Raw genomic sequence first — 2,474 nt, forward strand, 5'->3', positions numbered from 1 at the left:
CTTCCGATCCCGCATTGCCCAGCCGGACGGCGCCGGAGCCGCAACCGCGCCGGCCGCGTCGCCGCTGCTGGCCGACGCATTCGCTGCGGCCCCTGCCAATCTGGCCTCCCCCGACACGATGCTGCGCCGCGACGGCGACTGGGCCCTCGTCACGCACGTTGGGTTGCCCGGCGGCGCCATCGCGCAGATCGGCGTCCATTACTGGCCGGGCTGGCAACTGCACTACGAGATCGCCGACGATGCGTCGGCGTACGACCTGATGCGCACCATGCTGTATCTCGGCGCGATGGGCGCGAGCTTCGCGGGGCTGCTGGTCTGGTTGCTGGTGCGGCGCGTCCGGCGGATGACGGCCGCGGCCGATCGCTGGGCGGCCGGCGACCTGTCGGCGCGGATCGCCGACAGGTCGCGCGACGAGCTCGGCGAACTGGCCGCGCATTTCAACCGGATGGCCGATGCGCTCGCGCGTGCGTTCGGGATGCAGAAGGCGCTCGCGGTGTCGGTCGAACGCACACGGATCGCGCGCGACCTGCACGACACCGCGAAGCAGCGCAGCTTCGTGCTCGGCCTCAAGCTGACCGAGCTGGAGTATGAAGCGCAGCGCCACCCCGACCTGTTGCCGACCGTCGGTGCGGCGCGGCGTCTGGCCGATCATCTTCAGCAGGATCTCGACAACGTGGTGACCGGCTTCAGCCTGCCTGCGATCGCCGAGGACGGTCTGCGGGCAGCCGTTTCGCAGGCGGTGCACGACCTGCTGGCCGGCTCGGGCATCGACTGGTCGCTCGATCTGCCGGAAGGTGCCGCGCATGCGCTCGACGCCCACCCGTCGGCCGCGCACGAACTGCTGATGATCACGCACGAGGCCGCCGCGAATGCGCTGCGCCATAGCGGCTGCCGGCGCATCGACATCGCGTGCGAACCGGGCGACGCCGTGCGTGCATCCCCCGGTACTCCGGCGTCGCGCTGGCGCTGGGTCGTGCGCGACGACGGCAGCGGCTTCGACCCGGCTGCCGTACCCATCGGCATGGGGCTCGGCAACCTGCGCTGGCGCGCGGATGCGCTGCCCGGCGGCATGCTCGACATCGCGTCGGGCGCGGACGGCACGCGCGTGACCGTCCACTTCAATCCGATGGAGACGGCATGACCACCATCCTGATCGCGGATGACCACGCGGTCGTGCGCGAAGGCATCCGCGGGCTGTTGCGGCTCGATGCGTCGTTCGAGATCGTCGCGGAGACCGACGACGGCGCATCGACGGTCGAGCACGTGCGCGCGCATCGTCCCGACGTGCTGCTGCTCGACCTGATGATGCCCGGCATGGGTCACGCGGGCGTGCCCGCCGTCATTCGCGCGATCCGGGCTGCCAGCGCCGAGACGCACATCATGGTGCTGACTTCGTCGGACGACGATGCGCTCGCCCTCGCCGCGATCGACGCCGGCGCTGATTCGTTCCTGCTGAAATCGATGCGCGGCGAGCGTCTGCTGCAGGCGATCCATGCGGCCGTCCACGGCGAACCGACGCTGCACCCCGGCATCGCGCAGCGCATGATCGGCGCGGTGCGCAAGCCGCCGCGCAGCCCGTTCGCCGCGCTGACCGCGCGCGAACTGGAGGTGCTGCGCTGCCTGGCCGAGGGCGGCAGCAATGCACGCATCGCCGCGACGCTCGGCATCACGGAGAAGACCGTCAAGACGCATCTCGGCAACGTGATGTCGAAGCTGCATCTGTCCGACCGCACGCAGGCCGTCGCGCTCGCGTGGCGGGAAGGACTGATGGCGCCGAAGCCCTGACGTTCGCCGGCGGCAGCGCTTCCCGCTCCCCGACCCGCATTCCCGCACCGCGCAACCCGCCTGGGCGATACGCCCCGTCTGCGACTTTGGTCGCATCCTTTCCGGCCCGAACACACGACCTTCGCCCGATGTGTCGAAGCGGCAGCGTCCCTAAAGTGGCGCTGTCGCGCGATCACGCGCATTCGTTACGGCGGAAACATGAGACCTGTCTGGCTGCTGTTCCTTCCTGCCGCGCTGTCGGCGTGCGCGCCGCTCGAGCCTTCCGCCGCCAGCCGCGACGTGCGCATCGTCATGCGCGACCCCGGCGGCACCTGCCGTCACCTCGGTGACGTGACGGGCAGCCAAGGCAACTTCCTGATCGGCGGCTTCATTCCGGACTCGACGCTCGAGACCGGCGCGCGCAACGACCTGAAGAACCGCGCGGCCGCACTCGGCGGCAACGTCGTGGTGCTGCTCACGCAGCGCGGCGTGCAGAGCGGGAGTTTCGACGGCAGCGAAGGCGGCTATCTGCGGCAGACCGGCGTCACGCTGACCGGCAGCGTCTATCGCTGCCCGGCCGCCGGAGCGTGACGATGCGCCTCTTTGCGACCCTGATCTGGAGCCTCGGCGTGTCCGGCTGGCTGCCCGGCTGCGGCCGAGACGGCAACGAAGCGGTCATGCCCGGCGGCTTGCCGGCGCCGCCGCCCGGG

Annotated in this window: 3 protein-coding genes; all 3 read left to right on the top strand. The window is 70.9% G+C overall.

What is annotated here, in order from left to right:
* On the top strand, window positions 1-1,141 hold a 1,141-nt coding region (locus G3N99_RS38725; RefSeq protein WP_206125034.1), incomplete at its 5' end, for a HAMP domain-containing protein.
* A complete protein-coding gene (locus tag G3N99_RS38730; protein WP_174985121.1) occupies window positions 1,138-1,785 on the top strand; it encodes a response regulator transcription factor in 648 nt (215 codons plus the stop codon). The genes G3N99_RS38725 and G3N99_RS38730, both read left to right, overlap by 4 nt.
* Window positions 1,786-1,983: 198 nt before the next feature.
* Window positions 1,984-2,355, top strand: coding sequence for a DUF4156 domain-containing protein (locus G3N99_RS38735; protein WP_206125035.1), 372 nt, complete (start codon window positions 1,984-1,986; stop codon window positions 2,353-2,355).
* Window positions 2,356-2,474 lie beyond the last annotated feature (119 nt).

The organism is Burkholderia sp. Ac-20392, from assembly GCF_017104585.1.
GTDB lineage: Bacteria > Pseudomonadota > Gammaproteobacteria > Burkholderiales > Burkholderiaceae > Burkholderia > Burkholderia lata.

What these genes read in the sequence shown, in the direction of transcription:
- G3N99_RS38730 (WP_174985121.1), top strand. Translation starts at nt 1,138, where the DNA reads ATGACCACCATCCTGATCGCGGATGACCACGCGGTCGTGCGCGAAGGC.
- G3N99_RS38735 (WP_206125035.1), top strand. Translation starts at nt 1,984, where the DNA reads ATGAGACCTGTCTGGCTGCTGTTCCTTCCTGCCGCGCTGTCGGCGTGC.